This is a genomic window from Bacillus sp. LSHTCR4 (genome assembly GCF_057197025.1).
Genome location: NZ_JBXUNO010000001.1, coordinates 456,944 through 472,645, shown reverse-complemented (window position 1 = coordinate 472,645; position 15,702 = coordinate 456,944). Strand labels below are relative to the sequence as shown.

Annotated in this window: 18 protein-coding genes; 1 reads left to right on the top strand and 17 read right to left on the bottom strand. The window is 37.2% G+C overall.

Features of this window, described 5'->3' with window-relative positions; genetic code table 11:
- The first annotated feature begins 180 nt into the window (after positions 1–180).
- Entirely contained in the window at positions 181–882 is a 702-nt protein-coding gene (pssA, locus tag AC2CGR_RS02445) for a CDP-diacylglycerol--serine O-phosphatidyltransferase (protein ID WP_000285422.1), read from the top strand.
- A gap of 31 nt (positions 883–913) precedes the next feature.
- Here the strand turns inward: pssA and AC2CGR_RS02440 are convergent, their stop codons facing one another.
- The 17 genes from AC2CGR_RS02440 to ilvC all read right to left on the bottom strand — a co-directional run bounded on the left by AC2CGR_RS02440 (position 914) and on the right by ilvC (position 15,701).
- Positions 914–1,885, bottom strand: coding sequence for a 2-hydroxyacid dehydrogenase family protein (locus AC2CGR_RS02440; protein ID WP_240687556.1), 972 nt, complete (start codon positions 1,883–1,885; stop codon positions 914–916).
- A 147-nt stretch (positions 1,886–2,032) separates the two neighbouring features.
- The gene (locus tag AC2CGR_RS02435) at positions 2,033–2,200 is read right to left on the bottom strand and encodes a YozQ family protein (RefSeq protein ID WP_087964677.1); all 168 of its coding nucleotides are present in this window, start codon (positions 2,198–2,200) and stop codon (positions 2,033–2,035) included.
- 67 nt (positions 2,201–2,267) lie between these two features.
- Positions 2,268–3,284, bottom strand: a complete 1,017-nt coding sequence (locus AC2CGR_RS02430; RefSeq protein WP_087964676.1) for a histidinol phosphate phosphatase domain-containing protein — start codon at positions 3,282–3,284, stop codon at positions 2,268–2,270.
- An 11-nt stretch (positions 3,285–3,295) separates the two neighbouring features.
- Positions 3,296–3,619, bottom strand: coding sequence for a phosphoribosyl-ATP pyrophosphatase (gene hisI / locus AC2CGR_RS02425; RefSeq protein WP_001973369.1), 324 nt, complete (start codon positions 3,617–3,619; stop codon positions 3,296–3,298).
- Positions 3,620–3,629: 10 nt separating this feature from the next.
- Positions 3,630–3,935 carry a phosphoribosyl-AMP cyclohydrolase gene (gene hisI / locus AC2CGR_RS02420; protein ID WP_087964675.1) on the bottom strand — a complete coding sequence of 102 codons (306 nt, stop codon included), beginning with the start codon at positions 3,933–3,935 and terminating at the stop codon, positions 3,630–3,632.
- On the bottom strand, positions 3,932–4,690 hold the full coding sequence (gene hisF / locus AC2CGR_RS02415; RefSeq protein WP_087964674.1) for an imidazoleglycerol phosphate synthase cyclase subunit: 759 nt from the start codon (positions 4,688–4,690) through the stop codon (positions 3,932–3,934). The genes hisI (AC2CGR_RS02420) and hisF overlap by 4 nt, the downstream gene beginning before the upstream one ends.
- Positions 4,684–5,403 (bottom strand): 1-(5-phosphoribosyl)-5-[(5-phosphoribosylamino)methylideneamino]imidazole-4-carboxamide isomerase, encoded by a 720-nt coding sequence (gene hisA / locus AC2CGR_RS02410; protein WP_087964673.1) that lies wholly within the window; start codon positions 5,401–5,403, stop codon positions 4,684–4,686. The genes hisF and hisA overlap by 7 nt, the downstream gene beginning before the upstream one ends.
- Positions 5,376–6,005, bottom strand: coding sequence for an imidazole glycerol phosphate synthase subunit HisH (gene hisH / locus AC2CGR_RS02405; RefSeq protein ID WP_087964672.1), 630 nt, complete (start codon positions 6,003–6,005; stop codon positions 5,376–5,378). The genes hisA and hisH overlap by 28 nt, the downstream gene beginning before the upstream one ends.
- Positions 6,006–6,590: an imidazoleglycerol-phosphate dehydratase HisB gene (gene hisB / locus AC2CGR_RS02400; RefSeq protein WP_087964671.1), complete on the bottom strand. Its 585-nt coding sequence runs from the start codon at positions 6,588–6,590 to the stop codon at positions 6,006–6,008.
- Positions 6,590–7,879, bottom strand: a complete 1,290-nt coding sequence (gene hisD, locus AC2CGR_RS02395) for a histidinol dehydrogenase (protein ID WP_087964670.1) — start codon at positions 7,877–7,879, stop codon at positions 6,590–6,592. The genes hisB and hisD overlap by 1 nt, the downstream gene beginning before the upstream one ends.
- Positions 7,880–7,890: 11 nt before the next feature.
- The gene (gene hisG / locus AC2CGR_RS02390) at positions 7,891–8,526 is read right to left on the bottom strand and encodes an ATP phosphoribosyltransferase (protein WP_087964669.1); all 636 of its coding nucleotides are present in this window, start codon (positions 8,524–8,526) and stop codon (positions 7,891–7,893) included.
- Positions 8,502–9,764, bottom strand: a complete 1,263-nt coding sequence (hisZ, locus tag AC2CGR_RS02385; RefSeq protein WP_484480479.1) for an ATP phosphoribosyltransferase regulatory subunit — start codon at positions 9,762–9,764, stop codon at positions 8,502–8,504. The genes hisG and hisZ overlap by 25 nt, the downstream gene beginning before the upstream one ends.
- Positions 9,765–10,074: 310 nt before the next feature.
- On the bottom strand, positions 10,075–10,656 hold the full coding sequence (gene leuD, locus AC2CGR_RS02380) for a 3-isopropylmalate dehydratase small subunit (RefSeq protein ID WP_087964667.1): 582 nt from the start codon (positions 10,654–10,656) through the stop codon (positions 10,075–10,077).
- Complete coding sequence (leuC, locus tag AC2CGR_RS02375; protein ID WP_131101736.1) at positions 10,634–12,028, bottom strand: 3-isopropylmalate dehydratase large subunit; 1,395 nt, start codon at positions 12,026–12,028, stop codon at positions 10,634–10,636. The genes leuD and leuC overlap by 23 nt, the downstream gene beginning before the upstream one ends.
- Entirely contained in the window at positions 12,028–13,092 is a 1,065-nt protein-coding gene (gene leuB / locus AC2CGR_RS02370) for a 3-isopropylmalate dehydrogenase (RefSeq protein WP_087964665.1), read from the bottom strand. The genes leuC and leuB overlap by 1 nt, the downstream gene beginning before the upstream one ends.
- Before the next feature lie 76 nt (positions 13,093–13,168).
- Complete coding sequence (gene leuA, locus AC2CGR_RS02365) at positions 13,169–14,689, bottom strand: 2-isopropylmalate synthase (RefSeq protein ID WP_131101734.1); 1,521 nt, start codon at positions 14,687–14,689, stop codon at positions 13,169–13,171.
- Position 14,690: 1 nt separating this feature from the next.
- On the bottom strand, positions 14,691–15,701 hold the full coding sequence (gene ilvC / locus AC2CGR_RS02360) for a ketol-acid reductoisomerase (RefSeq protein ID WP_484480478.1): 1,011 nt from the start codon (positions 15,699–15,701) through the stop codon (positions 14,691–14,693).
- Between the last annotated feature and the right edge of the window lies 1 nt (position 15,702).

The following is a 15,702-nucleotide window of genomic DNA, read 5'->3' as shown; positions in this document are numbered from 1 at the left end:
AAAGAAGCAACTTTTATAAAAGTTGCTTCTTTTTTTACTTATTTTTCAAATCATTCTTCTATGAAATCTTTCACAAATTGGGAATTTCTTTCGTATGAGGAAGAAATTTATGGTATGATAAAATAAGTAAACTTTCATACACTAATTAAGAATTTATTACAGAAAGCAAGGGATCAGATTTTGTATAGAGCAGCTATTCCAAACTTATTTACGCTCGGAAATTTATATAGTGGATTCTTGTCAATCGGCTATGCATCTTTAGGATATTATAAATCAGCTGCTATTTTAGTACTTATCGGGATGATGTTAGATAGTCTTGATGGGCGTGTCGCTCGTTTATTACGTGTCGATTCACAAATGGGAAAAGAGCTTGACTCGCTTGCGGATGTCGTAACATTTGGTGCAGCACCTGCTGTTCTTATGTATTACACATCTTTCTCTAATTATGGAATCATCGGACTATACATAGCGGGGCTATTCCCTCTTTTCGGAGCATATCGTTTAGCACGATTTAATGTAACACCATCTTCTACTTCAATGAAATATTTCACTGGGGTACCGATTACAGCAGCGGGAGGGCTTGTTGCTTTCTTAACATTATTTTCACATACCATTCCAAAAATCGTTCTTATTACAGTATTTGTAACGTTCGCATTTTTAATGGTGAGCCGCATTCGTATCCCAAGTTTAAAAGATGTACCAATTCCACGATATAGCATCATTATTACACTATTTTTAGTTGGAATCATTATCACAATGTACCAAACAGGTTTCGGGAACTTTTCTGTTTTCTTATTCATTGCTATTCCACTATACATTTTGTACATGCTATCTCAATTCCTTAGACAAAGACCATCAAAAAGAGCAAATAAAGAAAAATAAGAAAAACCTTCCGATTCCGGAAGGTTTCTTTTTATTTTGTAACGAATACTTTTTGATTTACAGGTGTTACAGGTTCTTCACCATTTAATACAGCTAAAATATTTCTTACTGCCATTTCAGCCATCGCATCACGCGTTTCGAATGTTGCATTTCCTACGTGAGGAGCAAGTACTACATTCTTTAATCCTTTTAGCTCTTCAGTAATCTTTGGCTCAAATTCAAACACGTCAAGAGCTGCCCCTTCAATTTCATTCGTTTTTAATGCATGAGCAAGTGCAGCTTCATGCATAATTGGTCCACGTGAAGCATTTACAATATAAGCTGTTTTCTTCATCATTTTAAACTGTTCTTCATCAATCATATGATGCAATTTCGGATTATACGCACAGTTAATTGTAATAAAGTCTGCTGTTTGTAATAATTCTTCCAATGTTACATATGTTGCTTCCAGTTCACTTTCAGCTTCATGCTTTCGATTTGGTCCTGTATATAAAACATTCATTCCAAACGCTTTCGCACGCTTTGCAACTGCCTTTCCGATTTCTCCAAGTCCAATAATTCCAATTGTCTTTCCATGTACTTCACGGCCTAAGAAAAATAGCGGTGCCCATCCATTAAATCCAGTTGTACGACATAACGTATCACCTTCAGGAATTCTACGTGCAGCTGCCAAAAGAAGTGCGAATGTTAATTCTGCTGTCGCTTCCGTTGATACTTTCGGTGTATTTGTTACCGCAATCCCTTTTTCTCCAGCATACGTGTAATCAATATTATCGTAACCAGCACCGTAGTTTGCAACAATCTTCAAATTAGGTGCCGCATCAATCACTTCTTTTGTCACCTTTGTAGAAAGTAGGCTTAGCAATGCATCTTTGTCTTTTACACGCTCTGTTAATTCATCTAAAGAAATTAACTCCTCTTTATCATACATTTCTACATCATGATCTTTTAATAGTTCTAATCCAATTTCGGGAATTTTTCCTGCTACTAATATTTTTGCCACTATACTAACACCTCTTCTATACAAAATAGGATAGCTCTTATCTTTCATTGTAAGAAATCCACATATAAAAACCAAGGAATTTGATTATAGTTTTGAAAATCGACACTTTTCCATGAAAAAAAGAGGAGATGCAAGTCTCCCCTCTTTTTACGCTTTTTCTTGCGATTCTTTTCCAAGCTTCACATCAATTGTTCCTTCTGCAACTGTATCACTAATTTGCTCCTCAATCACTGATTGAGATGTAGCATTCGTATCAGAAGTATACACTTGTTGCTGTGCACCTTGTACATTTTGTTTATTTTGTTGTTTCGACATTTCTTACCCTCCTTTTTATTCTTTCTTATTTTGAACAAAAAGGAGGGTTTTCATCAAAAAATCGTGATCATTTTGAAATTGTTACTTCTTCTAGTAATCTCATCGTTCTGACTCGTTTCGTAAATGTAGCTAAGTGAGCAATATCATGATTACGCAATGTCTTTATATTCTCTTCCACATATTTTCCTAAATCATTCGGATAATGAGCATCTGAAGAGAGTGTAATCGCAACTTCGTGCTTAGCTAATACTTGTAAATATAGCGGACTTGGACACATTTCGCGCACAGGATAGCGATAGTACAATCCCGCATTTATTTCCGTTGCCGTATTTGTTTCTACTAATGCACGCGCAATTTTCTTATAATAAGAAAGTTGTTCATTCTCATCTAACCGATAATTAAATACTTTTATGTTGTCAAGATGAGCAATAATATCAAATAACTCAGAACGAACTGCGCACTCAACCGTTTTGAAAAACGTATCATATAAAGCATATAAGTCATGTTCCTTAAAATATTCTTTCGTATCTGGATTATCAAATCCCCAGCCATTTAAAAAATGAACAGAACCAATTACATAATCAAAATCTCCTAATGCGAGTAAAGATTGTAATTCTTGTTCACCACCAATAAAATAATCCGCTTCAATTCCAAGTTTAAGCGTAACACCTCTTTTACTCCACCGTTCTTTCGCCTCTTCAATTGCCTTTGTAAAATCATGTAGTGAAGCTACCCTTACTTGGTCTAACCATTCCTTTTGTAAACGTCCAAGCCCCGAATCACTAATATCAACATATTTTTCATAGTATTCTTTCGCTTCATAAAAACGGTATAAATGATCGACAATACCAACTTCTTTTATCCCTTTTCGCAAAGCTTCTTCTAAATATAAATCAATCCATTTCGTTGTAAATGGCCCTTCATTCACACGTCTTTGCAGGCGTTCTTGTGTTTTCACAAGCCATTCCATAGAATGTTTTTCTTCTTTCAGCGGTTCATAGTGTTGTAATGATTCATTTATTTTAGCTAGCCATCCTATTGAATATGGCCCTTCTTCTAAATGAATGTGATAATCCACTTTCATACATATTCCCCCTATAATGTATCTATTTCTCTTCTGTCCCCTACTCTCGAAAGCTTCCCATTTCTTTCTGTCACTTCCTCCATAATATCTTCTAATGATATATTTTTTTCGGCTAATAACACGAAGCAGTGATACAATACATCAACCATTTCTTTCACTAGCTCTTCTTTATCATTATTTTTAGATGCGATAATTACTTCGGAACATTCCTCACCAATTTTCTTTAAAATTTTATCTTCTCCTTTTAAAAACAAGTAATTTGTATATGATTCAGAAAGTGGATTTCTCTTTCGTTCTTCAATTGTTTCAAAGAGTAATTTAAAAGCATTTTCCATATGTGTCCCCCTATATAATTTTGTAATGAAAACACGTTTTTTCTCCCGTATGGCAAGCAGGCCCTACTTGCTTTACGACAACAACGATTGCATCTTGATCGCAATCTAAATAAAGAGATTGCACATGTTGGACATTACCTGATGTTTCTCCTTTGTTCCATAACGACCTTCTTGAACGAGAATAAAACCATGTTCTTTTCGTTTCTAGCGTTTTTTCATATGCTCCTTCATTCATATAAGCTAGCATTAAAACTTCTTTTGTACCTTCTTCAATTACAACTGCTGGTAATAGTCCTTTTGAAAAGTTAGGTTTCATAGCCGCACCTCGACGTTTGCATTTCTTAACTTTCTCTTTACGTCCCCTATTGTCGCCTCACCGTAATGAAAGATTGATGCCGCTAACGCTGCATCAACTGTTGTCTTTTGAAACACTTCTATAATGTGATCAGCATGACCACATCCACCTGACGCGATGACTGGTACGGAAACACTTTTTGAAATTTCTTCTGTTAAACGAAGGTCATATCCGTTTTTCGTTCCGTCTGCATCCATACTCGTTAATAAAATTTCGCCTGCGCCTAGCTCTGTAACGCGCTTTGCCCACCCGATTGCATCCATTCCCGTATCAACTCTTCCGCCGTTCACATATACATTCCACTTACCCTCTGCTACTTTTCTAGCATCAATTGCTACGACAATACATTGTGAGCCAAAATGCTCTGCCCCTTCTTCGATTAATTTTGGATTTCGCACTGCTGCTGAGTTAATGGAAACTTTATCTGCTCCAGCTCTTAATAAATTGTACATATCTTTCACACTTGAAATTCCTCCTCCAACTGTAAGAGGAATAAATACTTTTGAAGCCGTTTTTTCTACAACATCTATAATCGTTTTTCGTCCTTCATGCGTTGCCGTAATATCTAAAAATACTATTTCATCTGCTCCTGCATCATTATATAAAGCTGCTATTTCAACAGGATCACCGACATCCTGTAACCCTATAAAATTTACACCCTTTACGACTCGCCCTTCTTTCACATCTAGACATGGAATAATGCGTTTTACTAACATAACTTTGTTACCTCTAGCACTTCTTCTAAATCAATCTTTTTCTCGTAAAGAGCTTTACCAATTATGACACCGTATATATTCATATCATTTAATTTCTTCACATCTTGAATAGATGCAACTCCTCCAGAAGCAATAAGTCGAGTAGAAACACTTTTTTGTAGTAACTCCAATTGCTCTATATTCGGTCCTGCAAGTGTTCCGTCTTTCGAAATGTCTGTAAACACAATTGTTTGAACACCTATATTCTCCATTTGCTTCGCTAAATCAATGTAAGAAATTTCAGACATATCAAGCCAGCCTCTCGTTGCTACGAAACCATTTTTCGCATCAATGCCAACAATGATTTTTTCTTTATATAGAAGAACCACTTCTTCTAAAAATGCCTTATCATAAAGAGCGGCTGTTCCTAAAATTACTTTATCCACACCTACTGAAAATAAATTCTCTACCGCTACAAGTGATCGAATTCCTCCTCCAACTTGTACAGGAATACGTACTGCCTTGCAAATTCTTTCGATGACGGACAAGTTTAACGACTCGCCAGCAACTGCACCATCTAAATCAACAATGTGTAGCGTTTTCGCTCCAAATGTTTCAAATATAATCGCTTGCGCAACCGGATCTTCATTCATTACTGTTTCTTTACTAAACTCTCCTTGATACAGTCTAACGCATCGTCCCTCTTTTAAATCGATAGCTGGGAAGATTTCCATGCTTCTACCACTCCTTTGAAATTTTTCAACATTTGCATTCCTATGTCACCACTTTTTTCAGGATGAAACTGTGCACCATATATATTTCCTTTTGCTACAAAACCAGGTACTTTCACTCCATATTCACTTATTCCATATACAATTTCATTTGGACAATCTGCGTAATAAGAGTGGATATAATATACGAAAGAACCGTCCTCTACTCCATTCCAAAGCTCTATTTCTCCTTCTTTCTTTAACTCATTCCATCCCATATGAGGAATTTTATAAGGAACCTTTAACTTTCGAATAACGCCTGGCAATAAACTTAACCCGTTACAGTCTTGTAGTTCCTCACTTTTTTCAAATAAAAGCTGCATTCCTAGGCAAATACCTAAAAGTGGTTTTCTGGAACGCCCGATTTCTTGTAACACACGTACTAAATCTTTTTCTTCCAATACATCCATCGCTTTTGGAAATGCACCTACTCCTGGTAAAATCACTCCATCACTTCTAAAAATCTCTTCTTTATCACTCGTTACAATGTACGCTGCTCCAATATGCTTTAATGCTTGTTCTACACTACGAATATTTCCCATTCCATAATCTATAATGGCAATCAATTACAACATCCCTTTCGTTGAATTTACACCAGTAATGTTGACATTTCTTTCGACTGCTTCTCTAAGCGCTCTACCAAACGCTTTAAATAACGCTTCAATTTTGTGATGTGTATTACTTCCGTATAAAATGCGAGCATGTAATGTAATATTAGCAGCATGAGCAACTGCTCTAAAAAATTCTTCCGTTAGTTCTGTATCAAAATCCCCAAGCTTCGGATTCGTTAATTCTCCTTGAAATATAATATATGAGCGTCCGCTTATATCAATTGCGACAAAGCCTAAAGATTCATCCATCGGTACATATGCTGAGCCATACCTGTTAATCCCCTCTTTACTTTGCAATGCTTCTTTCAAGCAATTTCCAAGTACAATCCCAACATCTTCAACTGTATGATGCGCATCGACGAATACATCGCCTTCCGCCTCCACTTGCAAACCGAATCTTCCATGCCTTGCAAATAAAGTGAGCATATGATCAAAAAAACCAACTCCCGTTTGTACAGAAACGTTCTTCCCTTCATCAAGCTGTAAACTTAATTTTATTTTTGTTTCTGTCGTCTCACGTATTTGACTAGACTCACGCATTATTCTTCCCCCTCAAATCTTATTTGAATTGCTCTCGCATGCGCATGTAACCCTTCTTTATTGGCAAGTTCTACAATATGATGCTGGACATCTCTTAACGCTTCCTCTGTATAAGACAGAAAGCTTGATTTTTTGACGAAATCATCGACTGATAACGGTGAGAAAAACCTTGCCGTTCCACTAGTCGGTAACACGTGATTCGGTCCTGCTAAATAATCGCCGAGCGGTTCCGGAGCATATGGTCCAAGAAAGATAGATCCTGCATGTTTTACATAAGCTAGAACATTCATCGGTTCTTTTATATGTAACTCTAAATGTTCTGGAGCAATTTCATTCGATAACTTTAGTGCCTCATCTAAAGAAGGAACGATACAAATGGCTCCATTTCTATTTATCGACTCACGGGCAATTTCGCTTCTTGGTAATGTTTCTAACTGTCTTTCTATCTCTTTTTCTACTTCTTTTGCTAACTCTATATTCGTTGTAATACAAATTGCCGTCGCTCTCTCGTCATGTTCTGCTTGTGATAATAAATCAGCAGCGATATATTTTGCATTACCGGTTTCATCAGCGATAACTACAATTTCTGACGGTCCAGCAATCATATCGATATTTACTATTCCATATACTTCTCGTTTTGCTAAAGCGACGTATAAATTTCCAGGTCCAACTATTTTATCCACTTTCGGAATCGATTCCGTTCCGTATGCTAAAGCTGCAATTGCTTGTGCACCACCTACCATATAAATTTCATCTACTCCTGAAAGGCTTGCAGCAACTAAAATATGTGGATCAATTCCTCCTTCTCTCGGCGGTGTTACCATTACAATCTTTTTCACACCAGCGAGTTTTGCAGGCAATACATTCATTAATACTGACGAAGGATACGAAGCCTTTCCGCCTGGCACATATACCCCTACATTTTCTAACGGCCGAATGATTTGTCCCCTTATGATGCCTTCACTCGCGCAATCGAATATGGATTGTCTTTTTTGCTTTTCGTGATACGAAATAATATTTTTCTTCGCCTCTTGTAACGCTTCTAAAAATGAATTCTCTACAAACATACTCGCTTGTTTTATTTCTTCTTCACTTACACGAAACTCTTTCATCTTTACACCATCAAACTTTTTTGTATAAAAAGATAGGGCCTCATCCCTACTCTTCCTTACATTTTGAACAATTTCGCTTACACTTTTTTGAACAGTTTCTTCTATTATATTGGCATTTTCTCGTAGCAATTTTATTTTCGATAACGCCTTTTGAAAATCTTCAAAAACGATCTCCATTACAAGTCCCCCTATTTTCCTGACAAAATTTCTTGCTCCATCATATTTATAATGCTGAATATTTCGTCTTTTTTAGTTTTTAATGCAGCCTTATTTACAATCATTCGAGCAGATATAGAACACATTTCCTCAAATACAATAAGTCCATTTTCTTGTAATGTTTTTCCTGTTTCAACAATATCAACAACTGCATCTGCCAATCCAAGAATAGGGGCGATTTCTACGGAACCTTCTATTTTAATAATTTCTACATCCTCTCCTTTATCATGAAAATAGTTAGAAGTAATATGTGGATATTTCGTCGCAATGCGTTTTTTTCGGTAACTTTTCGGATTATAAGTAGGAATAGAAGCAACGCAAAACTTACACACCCCTACTCCTAAATCCAACATTTCATAAATATCTTTCTCGTTTTCCATTAAAATATCTTTTCCAACGACCCCAATATCCGCTACTCCATGTTCTACATACGTAGCAACGTCTACTGCTTTCACTAAAATAAATGAGATATCTGTATTTTTACTTTGAAAAACAAGCTTTCGTCCTTTATTTTTGAGCTCTGAACAATCAATTCCAATCTGCTCAAAGAGTGGAATTACATGTTTTTCTAATCTTCCTTTCGTTAACGCAATTTGAATGTTACGCATGAAGTTTCTCCTTCTTTCTGGACGATCCATTTCTCTTTCCATACATATTCCACTAATGATTCGTTCTTTGCCTCAACAACCGTTACTATTTGATTTTTTCTTGCAAATTGAAAGGTGTCATTTAAATTAGAGAATAAAGATAGCTCTACTTTTTTCCCGTCCTTTTGAAGTAAATTTCGTAATCGTTCTGCTTCTGCTAATCTATTTAACTCATAATGAATCATAATATCTATTCTCTTTCGTTCATATGGTTCTTGCTGCTCCTGCAGCGCCTTCACAATTTGATTAACTTGTACCGCGAGTCCAACAGCTGATAACATTTCTCCAAAATTTCCAATTAACTCATCATATCTTCCACCACTAATAATTTCTTCTCCAATTTCATATATATACCCTTTGAAAATAACACCTGTATAATAGTCCAAATGTTGAATCATTCCTAAATCAATTGATATATAAGATCCATAGCCTAGTTTTTCAATTGCTTCATATATTTCTTTCACTCTTGCAATAGCCATTTGCATTTCATGACTTGAGGCGAGTTTTTCTGCTTCCTCAATCACTTCTAAATTCCCAAATAACCTTGGTAATTTCTCCAGTAACTTTACTGTTTCATCACATCGAACTAATTTCTTATCTCTAATAAAATCTGATAGCGCGGCATAATTTTTACTTTCAATATATGTTCTAAGAACTTTCTCTTCTTCCTCATGAATGGAGAGCTTTTTGACAATACATTTATATAACTGCACTTGCCCAATCTCTATTGTAAAAGATTGCACTTTCAATTTTTGAAGTGATTGAATGACGCTTATAACACATTCAATTTCAGCTCTTACATTATCAATACCGATAATTTCAATACCACTTTGTACGATCTCATTATATTTTCCAGTAAGGGACTCATTCGCTCGAAATACATTTCCGCTATACGTCACTTTAAGTGGCGTATCACACCTCTGCGTTCCTATCACTCTCGCTAAAGGAATTGTCATATCTGGACGCAATACGATAATCCGTCCCTTTTCATCAAAAAATCTATACATCTTTTCTTCATCTATCGGCCTGCTTTGAAAGGCGAACACATCATAAAATTCAATTGTCGGTGTCCTTATTTCTTCATAACCTCTCTCTAAAAAAGTACGCCTTAACTTTTGCTCCACTTCTTCAATTAACGTACACTCTTCAAATAAATAATCTCTCGTTCCGTTTGGGTTTGCCCGTTTCCATTTTGTCATCTAAATTCTCACACCTTTCCTTTTCTAATGTATGCTTATTTCATGCACCTAAACCGAAAATAAAAAGAGCCTTGTAGATAAAATATACCTACAAGGCTCTTTAGTAGCGTGTAGGTACAACGGGAATAACCCTTGCACCTACACGTTTTCACGTTAGGTTCAAGGGCTTTACGTATGATGATGTAGTTGTGTAAGCATTTTAATAGATTGCATTGTTTTCATAATACTTACTCCCTTTCTCCTCTAATTTTTACATAGTATATAACACATAATTCCGAATGTAAATACATTTTAAACATTCCGTTATCTCTTAATATACAGCTACCCTTCTTTCATACTCTTTTATTTCTTGTTCATATTGCATTGTAATACTAATTTCATCTAAACCATTTAATAATTTTTCTTTCCACATTTTCTCGATTGTAAAATGAAACCTGTGCGTACTTGTTGTAATTACTTCATTCTCTAAATCTACTTCTATTTGTTCTCTTGCATCCGTTTTGGCAAGCTTTTCTCGCATTTCTTTATCCATTACAATTGGTAACATACCATTCTTCATACAATTCATATAAAAAATATCTGCAAACCCTCCCGCGATAATTACGCGGAAACCATAATCAGCAAGTGCCCAAGGTGCGTGTTCTCTTGAAGAACCACATCCAAAATTATCACCTGTAATTAATATACTTGCCCCTTCTCTATCTGGTGCATTAAGTGGGAAATTAGGGTTTTCGTGTCGTTCATTATCATATCGCCACTCATCAAATAAATATTTTCCAAATCCCGTCCTTTCAATTCTCTTTAAATATTGCTTCGGAATAATTTGATCTGTATCAATGTTATCATTCATAAGTACTGCGGCAGTACCTTTATGAATACGAAATGGCTCCATCATAACTCTCCTTTCTAATATCAACAAAATGACCATACAACGCAGCTGCTGCCGCCATTGCCGGGCTAACTAAATGTGTTCTTGCTCCTTTTCCTTGTCTTCCTTCAAAATTACGATTTGAAGTTGAAGCGCAATGCTCTCCTTCAGGTACTTGATCTGGATTCATTCCAAGACACATGGAACATCCAGGTTCTCTCCATTCAAATCCTGCTTCTTCAAATATGTGATGTAGTCCTTTTTGCATCGCCGCGTCCCTTACTCTTTTCGATCCAGGCACAACGAGTGCTCGCACACCTTCTTTTACCTTTCTCCCTTTCACAACAGATGCAGCAATTTCTAAATCAGAGAGCCTGGAATTTGTACAAGATCCAATGAAGACATGCTGAACTGGAATGTCATACGTACTTTGTCCAGGGCTTAATCCCATATAAGAAAATGCTCTTTCGTCATTTACATCATGCTTTTCTGGCAATTTCTCATCAATACGAACTCCCATACTCGGATTTGTTCCCCATGTAACGTATGGGGCTAAATCCGTAACATCTATTGAAATATGTAAATCATAAATTGCATCTGCATCAGTATAAAGTTCAGACCATTTCTTCTCGAAAGTTTCATAGTCTCTCGGTGCATATTTACGTCCTTTTACATAAGCAACTGTTTTTTCATCTGGCGCGATAATACCCGCTTTTGCTCCTCCTTCAATCGCCATATTACAAAGCGTCATTCTCTCTTCCATCTCCATAGCCTGAATCGTTTCTCCGTAAAATTCCATTACGTATCCAGTTCCAACTGCTACACCGTACTTTGAAAGGAGATGCAAAATAATATCTTTTGCGTAAACACCTTTCTGTAATTTTCCTTTTAACTCAATTCCCATTGCTTTCGGTTTTCTTTGCCATAACGTTTGCGTTGCCAATACATGTTCCACTTCACTCGTACCAATACCAAATGCTAGCGCGCCAAACGCACCGTGCGTTGCTGTATGACTATCACCACAAACAATTGTTTTTCCTGGCTGCGTGAGCCCTAGTTCTGGTCCGATAACATGAACGATCCCCTGCTCTTCATCTCCGATATCCGCTAACGGCACCTGAAATTGTTTACAATTTTCCCGAAGTGTATCTAGTTGCTGCTTCGCAATACGATCGGTAATATTCCAAACATCTTTCGTTGGAATATTATGATCCATCGTTGCGAATGTTAAATCTGGTCTGCGTACCGTTCGATTTGTAAGCCGCAAGCCTTCAAAGGCTTGCGGTGACGTTACTTCATGAACAAGGTGCAGATCGATATATAATAAATCTAATCCATTTTCATTTGTCGTAACTACGTGTTTTTCCCAAAGCTTATCTAGCAACCTTTTCCCCATTATCTTCCTCTCCCTACTAGCGCTTGCTCTTCCATTTCTTGCATAACTGCCTTTGTAAATGAAGTTGTCGTTTCAGTCCCCCCGATATCTGCTGTACATTTTCCTGATTTAAGGACTGCAGAAACTGCTTCTTCAATTGCATATCCTTCCCTCGTTAATCCGAACGATTGCCCAAGCATCATGGCAACAGAGCGCATCATAGCAATTGGATTCGCCTTATTTTTCCCGGCAATATCCGGTGCCGATCCGTGAATAGGCTCGTATAATGAAGGCCCCTTTTCAGCGTGACTTGCTGATGGAAGCATTCCTAATGATCCAGCTAATACGGAAGCTTCGTCACTTAAAATATCCCCAAATAAATTTTCTGTTACAATTACATCAAACCGCCCTGGATTCCGAATTAACTCCATAGCAGCTGCATCTACTAAAATATGTTCTAGTTCAACATCTGGATAACGAAGTGCTACTTCTTCTGTCACAGTTCTCCATAGTTTACTAGATTCTAAAACATTCGCCTTATCAATAGATGTTACTTTTTTCTTCCGCTTACTTGCTAATTGAAAGGCATAAGAAACGATACGTTCAATTTCATGGCGATGATACGTAAGTGTATCTGTTGCTACTTCGTCCGTTCGTTCTTTCGGATAAGAAAAATAAATCCCACCTGTTAATTCACGAACGACAACAAAATCAATTTCATCAGCCTTTTTTAATGGCGATAAATGTGCCGTTGCACTTTCTACCGTTACAGGGCGAACGTTCGCAAATACACCGAGTCCTTTTCTTAAAGCTAATAATCCTTTCTCTGGTCTTTCTTTCGCACTATCCCACCTTGGTCCACCAACTGCACCTAGTAAAACCGCATCACTTGCTAGACAAGCGGCAAGTGTTCGTTGTGGTAATGGTTGCCCATTTAAATCGATAGCACTCCCGCCGAAGTACTCATCTTGCAAATGAAAATGATGACCATATAGCCTTTCTACCATATGCAATACTTCCTTCGCACTTTCCATAACTTCCGGTCCAACACCATCACCAGCTAAACAAACGATACGTTTTTCCAATTTCAACACCCCTTTAACTGAATTTCCAGAACTTTTATTTGATAGGTGAGAATAGCTCCTCTCACCTATCAAACATTTATTTCACAAGCTGAATAAAAGATTTCAATTTCCCCGCTGCGTGGACATATGCTCTTGCCGACGCTTCCAATACGTCTTGTGCAACACCAAAACCTGATACTTGATGTGTCCCTTCTTTTAATTCAACATGAACATGAGCCAGTGCATCTTGACCTTGTGTAATAGATTGTATGCGATAATCTGCCAATTCACATTCTAATCCTAAAATTCTTTGAATTGCATTATAAATCGCTTCAATACTACCAGAGCCAGTAGCTGCATCTTCGAATACATTTCCTTCCTCATCTTTTAGTACAACTGTCGCGCATTGTGTACTATTTGATACGAAATGTACTTGCAATTGCGTAATATTATATTGCTGAGCCGCAAATGCTGCTTCACCAAGCATAAGTGCTCGTAAATCTTCCTCCGTAATTTCCTTCTTACGATCAGCTAATTTTTTAAATGCTTCAAATACTGCATCCCGCTCTTCGTTTGTAAATTCATAGCCAAGTTCTTTCATTTTTTCTGTAAACGCGTGACGCCCAGAATGTTTTCCAAGTACAAATAGATTTTGAGATTCGCCTACTAGCGCTGGTTCAATAATTTCATATGTTGTCACTTCTTTTAATACACCATCTTGATGAATTCCTGATTCATGAGCGAATGCATTCGCTCCAACAATCGCTTTATTTTTCGGTACAACCATACCTGTTAATCTGCTTACTAATGTACTTGTCGCTTTAATTTCTTTTAGCGTCATAGAAGGCTCTGCTTGATAGAAATCTTTTCTAATATGAAGAGCAACTGCGACTTCTTCTAATGCCGCATTCCCTGCTCTTTCTCCAATTCCATTAATTGTTCCCTCTACTTGCAATGCTCCCCCTTCAACTGCAGCTAGCGAATTTGCTACAGCCATCCCAAGATCATCGTGACAATGACAAGAGAAAATTGCTTTTTCATATGAAGGAACGGATTCTTGTAAGTACTTAAAAAGAGAATAATATTCTTCTGGATTCGTATATCCAACTGTATCTGGAATATTAATTACATTCGCTCCTGCACGAATCGCAACTTCTACTGCCTCAGCTAAAAAATCTCTTGATGTTCTTGTCGCATCTTCTGCTGAAAATTGTACTGTCGGAAATAACGACTTCCCAAGTGTAACCGAGCGGTAAATACTATCTAATACATCTTCTTTTGACATACAAAGTTTATATTTCATATGAATATCACTCGTAGCTAAAAATACGTGTAAACGAGGAGATACCGCACCTTTCACAGCTTCATATGCTCTTCGAATGTCGCTTTCTTTCGCTCTAGCTAAACTCATAACTGTAGCATTTTGAATTGTATTCGCGATGCGTTTTACCGATTGAAAATCCCCTTCGGAAGCTGCTGCAAAGCCAGCTTCCATTACGTTAATACCAAGTCTCTCTAATTGTTTCGCAATTTGCAATTTCTCTTGTTCATTTAAATTCACTCCTGGTGATTGTTCGCCATCACGTAGCGTCGTATCCATGAACAAAATCTGCTTCATATTATTTCATCCCTACCTTTACTCGTGGCTGTACGAAAGGCATCATTTTACGTAATTTACGTCCAACTACTTCGATTTCATGTTCATTTTCTTTCTCATTTGTTGCATGGAAATTCGGTCTTCCTGCTTTATGCTCTGCAATCCAACCTCTTGCAAATGTACCATCTTGAATTTCTGCTAGTACTGTACCCATCGCTTTCTTCGTATCTTCCGTTACAACACGTGGTCCTGATACGAAGTCGCCCCACTGCGCTGTATCTGAAACTGAATATCTCATATTTTCAAGTCCACCTTCATACATAAGGTCAACAATAAGTTTCAGTTCATGTAAACATTCAAAATATGCAAGTTCCGGCTGATATCCGGCATCAACTAACGTTTCAAATCCAGCTTTCACCAGCGCAGTTACTCCGCCGCAAAGTACAGCTTGCTCTCCAAATAAATCTGTTTCCGTTTCTTCTTTAAATGTCGTTTCTAATACACCAGCTCTCGTCGCACCAATTCCATCAGCATAAGAAAGTGCCTTTTCAGTCGCAACTCCTGTTGCATCTTGGTATACTGCAAATAATGCAGGAACAGCTCCGCCTTCAACAAATGTACGGCGTACAAGATGTCCTGGACCTTTTGGCGCTACTAGAAACACATCTACATTCGCTGGTGGTTTCACTTGATCAAAGTGAACATTAAATCCGTGTGCAAAAACGAGAGAATTTCCTGCCTGTAAATTTGGCGCAATTTCCGCTTCATATACTTCTGGTTGCAGTTCATCCGGTAGCAAAATCATTACTACATCAGCCTGCTTTGCTGCTTCTGCTACTGTATATACAGAAAATCCATCTTCTTTCGCTTTATCCCAAGACTTCCCTTTTCTCAGCCCTACTACTACATCAAATCCGTTATCACGTAAATTTTGCGCATGTGCATGACCTTGCGAACCATATCCAATGATTGCTACTTTCTTTTCCTTTAATACATTTACCGTTACATCTTTTTCATAATAAACTTTAGCCATT